Origin of the sequence: Flavobacterium sp. (genome assembly GCF_049318325.1) — a bacterium.
GTDB lineage: Bacteria > Bacteroidota > Bacteroidia > Flavobacteriales > Flavobacteriaceae > Flavobacterium.
Genome location: NZ_JBMOGQ010000133.1, coordinates 1 through 5,914, shown reverse-complemented (window position 1 = coordinate 5,914; position 5,914 = coordinate 1). Strand labels below are relative to the sequence as shown.

Below are 5,914 nucleotides of genomic sequence, written 5' to 3'. Positions count from 1 at the left end.
ACTTATTGATACTGCAGGACGTATTGATAAATTTAAAACTAAATACGCTAAACACTCAAAATAATAATTTTAGAGTCTCAAATTATACTAAACCATTCACGAAAGCGAGTGGTTTTTTTATGCAATAAACTTTGTAACTTTGACACTTTGCAACTTTGATACTTTAAAAATGAACTACATACTTTTTGACGGAACAGTTCGTAACGCACTTTTACCATTTACTTTCACAAGACCAGTAGCCGATATTCGTATCGGAATTTTGACTATTCGTGAAAAATGGGAAAAATATTTAGGTTATACCACCACAACTTTGACCGAAGATTACCTTTCAGAAAAGTTTCCAATGGTTGAAATGGAAGACAATATCATGATCAATGCCTCTTTTTTGCCAAATGATATTTTAGTAGAAATGGTTAAAAATTTAGAAAAAAATCAAGCCATTTTTCAAGGAGAAGAAGTGATTGCTTTTTATACGAATGATACCCAGGAAGAAGTCGATTTTGATAGTTATGAAATTATAGAATTCAATGAAGAATGTATAACGGTTCAACATACTTGGGATATTTTTGCTAAAAATGAGGCAGCATTGCGAGAAGATTTTGAGCTGATTACTGAAGGCAGAAACTCACAGCCAATCCCTAAAAGTGTGAATATAATTGCTCCGGAAAACATTTTTATTGAAGAAGGAGCAAAGCTTGAATTTGTTACTTTAAATGCTTCAACCGGACCAATCTATATTGGGAAAAATGCCGAAATCATGGAAGGTTCCGTAATTAGAGGGCCATTTGCTTTGTGTGAATCGGGCAGAGTCAAGTTGGCTTCTAAAATTTATGGAGCTACAACCGTTGGTCCACATTCTGTTATTGGTGGTGAAGTAAGTAATTCGGTTTTGTTTGGTTATTCTAATAAAGGTCATGACGGATTTTTAGGAAATGCTGTTCTTGGCGAATGGTGTAACATAGGTGCAGATAGCAACAATTCAAATCTGAAAAATAACTACGAAGAGGTGCGTTTGTGGAGTTATGAAACCGAAGGTTTTGCAAAAACCGGACTTCAATTCTGCGGATTAATGATGGGTGATCATAGTAAATGTGGCATCAATACAATGTTCAATACCGGAACTGTGGTTGGTGTTTCTGCTAATATTTTTGGTGCTGGTTTTCCGCGTAATTTTGTGCCAAGTTTTTCTTGGGGTGGAGCTTCAGGATTCACAACTTATATTACTTCTAAGGCGTTTCAAACAGCCAAGATTGTTATGGCTCGAAGACAGGTTGAATTTTCTGTACAAGATGCTAGAATTTTGGAGCATGTTTTTGAAATCACTAAAAAATATAGAAAAGAATAGATTTAATTTGAAAATTTGAGGATGACTCAATTTGAAAATATTCCTTAAACGATTAATTTTCAAATCTTCAAATTGTTTAATCTTCAAACTAGATTATCTTTACAGCCTCAATTTTTGACAACGATTTCATTAATTGAGAATAATTATGGAAAACAAAAAGAAAGTTGCCTTTTATACTTTAGGTTGCAAACTCAACTTCTCCGAAACTTCTACCATCGCGAGAAATTTTCATGACGAAGGTTTTGACCGCGTCGATTTTGAAGAAGTTGCTGATATTTATGTAATCAATACCTGCTCGGTTACCGATAACGCTGACAAGCAATTCAAACATATTGTAAAAAAAGCTATGAAGCTTAATGACAAAGCTTTTGTTGCTGCTGTTGGTTGTTATGCACAATTAAAACCCGAAGAATTAGCTGCAGTCGATGGTGTTGATTTGGTTTTGGGCGCCACCGAAAAATTTAAAATCACCGATTATATAAATGATTTGTCCAAAAACGATATGGGCGAAGTGTATTCCTGTGAAATTGAAGAAGCTGATTTCTATGTTGGAAGCTATTCTATTGGCGATAGAACGCGTGCATTTTTGAAAGTTCAGGATGGTTGCGATTATAAATGTACCTATTGTACAATTCCTTTGGCGCGTGGTATTTCAAGAAGTGACGCTTTGGAAAATGTATTGAAAAATGCTTCTGATATTTCGAAACAGGGAATAAAAGAAATCGTTTTGACCGGTGTGAATATTGGAGATTATGGCAAAGGAGAATTTGGAAATAAAAAACACGAACATACTTTTCTCGATTTAGTTCAGGCGCTTGACAAAGTGGAAGGCATTGAAAGACTTCGGATTTCGTCTATTGAACCAAATCTTTTGAAAAATGAAACTATAGAATTTGTATCGAATAGTCGAACATTTGTACCGCACTTTCATATTCCATTACAATCCGGAAGCAATGACATTTTGAAGAAAATGAAGCGTCGTTATTTACGCGAAGTTTACACAGAAAGAGTTAACAAAATCCGTGAAGTAATGCCTCATGCATGTATTGGAGTTGATGTTATTGTAGGTTTTCCGGGGGAAACGGATGAAAATTTCTTAGAAACGTATAATTTTCTAAATGAAATGGACATATCTTATCTACACGTTTTTACTTATTCGGAAAGAGATAATACAGAAGCTGCCGAATTGCCACATGTTGTTCCGATGAATGTGAGAAACAAAAGAAGTAAAATGCTACGCGGTTTATCCGTAAAGAAACGTCGTGCTTTTTATGAAAGTCAGATAGGAACTAATAGAACGGTACTTTTCGAAAACGAAAACAAAGAAGGTTACATTTACGGTTTTACCGAAAATTACGTAAAAGTCAAAACCCCGTGGAATCCTGAATTGGTGAATACACTTCACAAAATCAATTTGTCTAAAATAGACGAAGATGGGAGTGTAAGGTTAATATTCCAAAATGAAAAATCCCAAATTCAAGTATAGCTGAAGTTTGGGATTTAAAAATTGCTTTTTGATATTTATTTGAAATATGTATATTTAAGTTTTTTGTTTTTAAACTTATATTTTAATTCCAGGTGGAAGTAAATCTTTGTAACAACTATTCTTTCTAAAGAAAAGTGCAATTCTTGGTAAAATTGGAACTACTTTTAACTTTCTCTCATAAGCAATCTCCATAATGTTTTTAAGTAAATCGTTTATGAATTCATCATTATTAAAACCATCAAAAACATTTATTCTCGTTAAGAAAATCTTTTTCTCTTGAAACGAATATTCTACAGAAATTAATTTCCCATCTACCAAAGTTTCAAACTGACGAGCGAAAGTATTGTCTTTGATCTCGATTTTTTCTAAAAATGCGCTTGCTTCCATGTGATTGTAAACAAAAAGGATTAATTTTAGGCAAAGTTACTACTAATTAACCAGTTTCAAGTTAAATAATGTCAAAAATTCATGTTTATTTTATGCCAGGAATGGCTGCTAGTTCGAGTATTTTTGAACGAATTCATTTGCCAACAGAAACTTTTGAAATGCATTTACTGGAATGGGTTTTACCCAATAAAAACGAATCGTTGAATGAGTACGCCAGGCGAATGGCAAAATACATAAAGCATGAAAATGTTATCTTAGTTGGAGTTTCATTTGGTGGTATTTTGGTTCAGGAAATGAAACCATTTGTAAATACCAAAAAAGTAATCATCATTTCGAGCATAAAATCAAATGCAGAATTATCAAGACAAATGAAAGTTGCTAAATCCACAAAAGCATACAAACTTATACCTACCAAACTATTTGAAAACATTGATTTTTTAGCCAAATTTACCTTTGGCTCTTCTGTTTTAAAACAAAAATTAAAACTCTATGAAAAGTTTCTTTCTGTTCGGGATAAAAGCTATTTAGATTGGGCAATAGAACAAATAATCAATTGGAACCGAACAATAATAGACAACGAAATTATTCACATTCATGGCGATGCGGATGAAGTTTTTCCTATAAAATCTATTAGGAAAGCTATCCATGTTAAAGGCGGAACGCACATAATGATTATAACAAAATACAGATGGTTTAACCAAAATTTACCTAAAATTATGTTAGACAATTACCTAAATTAGATCATGTTTTTGTAGTTTTACCAGTGTAAAATGAAATGAAAATGAAAACGAATAAAGCCCTTTTATCTACTATTGGAGTAATTTTAATCGCAGGAATTCTGGTCTTTGGAATTTCTGGTTATAGCAAAGATAAATTACTACATGAAGGAACAGCAATGTATTTTCCAACTACCGCTGATTTTGCAGGTGAAACAACACCATTACAAATTACTGACGTAAAAGAACGATTAGACAGAGAATTACTTATAAATGCCAATTTACATGCTACAACGGTGCTCATAATTAAGCGAGCTAACAGAGTTTTTCCTATTATTGAGCCTATCCTTCAAAAGTACAATGTTCCAGATGATTTCAAATATTTGGCCGTAATCGAAAGTGGTTTGACTAATGCAGTTTCGGCTGCAGGTGCAAAAGGTGTTTGGCAGTTTATGCCTGATACCGCGAAAGAAAAAGGAATGGAAGTAAATGATATTGTTGATGAGCGCTATCATTTGGAAAAAGCTACCGAAGCGGCTTGTAAATATCTATTGTCTGCCAAAGAAAAATTCGGTTCATGGACATTGGCTGCCGCCTCTTACAACGGAGGTATGACTGGAGTTGGAAAAAAAATAGAAGAACAAAAAGTTTCTAATTACTATGATTTGGCTCTTACAGAAGAAACATCGCGTTATGTTTTTAGAATTTTAGCTTTAAAAGAAATTATGAGAAATCCGGCTAAATACGGGTTTAGTATATTTAACAGCGATTTATATTCTCAAATTCCTTCCAAAAAAATTGAAATCGACAGCAGTATTAATGATTTAGCTGATTTTGCCAAAACACAAGGAATCAACTATAAAATTCTTAAAATTCATAATCCTTGGTTACGAGATAAAAAGTTGCTAAATCCAACGAAGAAAAAATACGAAATTGAAATTCCAACGGAAGGTTATTAGTTTATATTCATAGTTTTCAGTTGTTAATAGTATAAAAAAGAGCTTTAGATTTTTCTAAAGCTCTTTTTTATACTGAAAACTGAGACTTAAAACGTTTTGCAAACTGCTGTTGGGCGTTAGTTTTTATTCTTTTAATGTTATAAGTTGTTCATTAGCATCGTGTTTATTCCAATAAATTGCCGGAATAACTTCTTTGCCATTTCGGTCAATGAAACCATAAGAACCAGCTACATTTTTTACTAAAGCATATTTTCCTGAGTTTTCAGTGAATTTTTCAATTTTGTCGTAAATCGGTTGCACTACCGTTTCTCCTTTTCGGTTAATGAAGCCATAAGTACCAGAAATAGTTTTCACCAGTGCCCAATCTTTGTTGTATTCATCATATTTACTAACTTTTTTGTATCCATTTTGAGCAAAACAAAGTGTTGAAATAACAACAAGTGCAAGTGTAAAAAATCTTTTCTTCATTTTATTTTATATTTAATTTATATGATTTTTAGTTTTGGGTTTAAAAAGACGCACAACTATATACTATATCTTCTTCATCTGCTCTTTCATCATCTTAATCTGATCATTCAGCATATTTTGTTTGTCAAGCTTTTTAGCCTCGTTTAACAGGGCAGTAGCTTCCATTTTGCGTCTTCTTGACATCGCGATTCCGGCAAGATTTAACTTGGCAACAGCCAAATCCATATCCATGCTCAATCCTAATTCAATTGCCTTTTTAAAGAACTTCTCCGATTGGTGTAAATTTGTTTGCGACATCATTAAACCGTGAAGATAATTGTAATAGCCTTGCTGCTTTCTAACTAGAGCCGTTTCCGGGTTTTTAATTTTGTCCAACCACAATTTGGCACCTTCAAAATCTTGTTTTCTCAACTTTAAAAATGCCAAAAGGATGTATTCATTTTTATAATAAAGAAAAATCGGAATTAATGTTAATAGGATTAGGAAAATTCCGTTTCCAATATTTCCTTCTGTAAATTGCCAAATAGATGTTGCTAATAATAAAGCCGCTATG

General features: G+C 32.9%; 7 protein-coding genes. 4 read left to right on the top strand and 3 right to left on the bottom strand.

What is annotated here, in order from left to right:
* Nucleotides 1-169: 169 nt before the first annotated feature.
* Together ACOYLP_RS10225 and mtaB are read left to right on the top strand one after the other, a co-directional pair.
* Entirely contained in the window at nucleotides 170-1,345 is a 1,176-nt protein-coding gene (locus tag ACOYLP_RS10225; protein WP_422856071.1) for a GlmU family protein, read from the top strand.
* Nucleotides 1,346-1,490: 145 nt separating this feature from the next.
* Nucleotides 1,491-2,831, top strand: coding sequence for a tRNA (N(6)-L-threonylcarbamoyladenosine(37)-C(2))-methylthiotransferase MtaB (gene mtaB / locus ACOYLP_RS10220; RefSeq protein ID WP_422856070.1), 1,341 nt, complete (start codon nucleotides 1,491-1,493; stop codon nucleotides 2,829-2,831).
* Nucleotides 2,832-2,906: 75 nt separating this feature from the next.
* Here mtaB and ACOYLP_RS10215 read toward each other — a convergent pair whose 3' ends face one another.
* Nucleotides 2,907-3,218: a GNAT family N-acetyltransferase gene (locus tag ACOYLP_RS10215; protein ID WP_422856069.1), complete on the bottom strand. Its 312-nt coding sequence runs from the start codon at nucleotides 3,216-3,218 to the stop codon at nucleotides 2,907-2,909.
* Between the two features lie 68 nt (nucleotides 3,219-3,286).
* Between ACOYLP_RS10215 and ACOYLP_RS10210 the strand changes: the two genes are divergently transcribed.
* Together ACOYLP_RS10210 and ACOYLP_RS10205 are read left to right on the top strand one after the other, a co-directional pair.
* Nucleotides 3,287-3,958, top strand: coding sequence for an alpha/beta hydrolase (locus ACOYLP_RS10210; protein ID WP_422856068.1), 672 nt, complete (start codon nucleotides 3,287-3,289; stop codon nucleotides 3,956-3,958).
* A gap of 41 nt (nucleotides 3,959-3,999) precedes the next feature.
* Nucleotides 4,000-4,893, top strand: a complete 894-nt coding sequence (locus ACOYLP_RS10205; RefSeq protein WP_422856067.1) for a lytic transglycosylase domain-containing protein — start codon at nucleotides 4,000-4,002, stop codon at nucleotides 4,891-4,893.
* A 123-nt stretch (nucleotides 4,894-5,016) separates the two neighbouring features.
* On the opposite strand, the gene ACOYLP_RS10200 is transcribed toward ACOYLP_RS10205, so the two are convergent.
* Nucleotides 5,017-5,361, bottom strand: a complete 345-nt coding sequence (locus ACOYLP_RS10200; RefSeq protein ID WP_422856066.1) for a WG repeat-containing protein — start codon at nucleotides 5,359-5,361, stop codon at nucleotides 5,017-5,019.
* A gap of 63 nt (nucleotides 5,362-5,424) precedes the next feature.
* Entirely contained in the window at nucleotides 5,425-5,913 is a 489-nt protein-coding gene (locus ACOYLP_RS10195; protein ID WP_422856065.1) for a DUF2892 domain-containing protein, read from the bottom strand.
* Between the last annotated feature and the right edge of the window lies 1 nt (nucleotide 5,914).

What these genes read in the sequence shown, in the direction of transcription:
- ACOYLP_RS10225 (WP_422856071.1), top strand. Translation starts at nt 170, where the DNA reads ATGAACTACATACTTTTTGACGGAACAGTTCGTAACGCACTTTTACCA.
- mtaB (WP_422856070.1), top strand. Translation starts at nt 1,491, where the DNA reads ATGGAAAACAAAAAGAAAGTTGCCTTTTATACTTTAGGTTGCAAACTC.
- ACOYLP_RS10215 (WP_422856069.1), bottom strand. Translation starts at nt 3,218, where the DNA reads ATGGAAGCAAGCGCATTTTTAGAAAAAATCGAGATCAAAGACAATACT.
- ACOYLP_RS10210 (WP_422856068.1), top strand. Translation starts at nt 3,287, where the DNA reads ATGTCAAAAATTCATGTTTATTTTATGCCAGGAATGGCTGCTAGTTCG.
- ACOYLP_RS10205 (WP_422856067.1), top strand. Translation starts at nt 4,000, where the DNA reads ATGAAAACGAATAAAGCCCTTTTATCTACTATTGGAGTAATTTTAATC.
- ACOYLP_RS10200 (WP_422856066.1), bottom strand. Translation starts at nt 5,361, where the DNA reads ATGAAGAAAAGATTTTTTACACTTGCACTTGTTGTTATTTCAACACTT.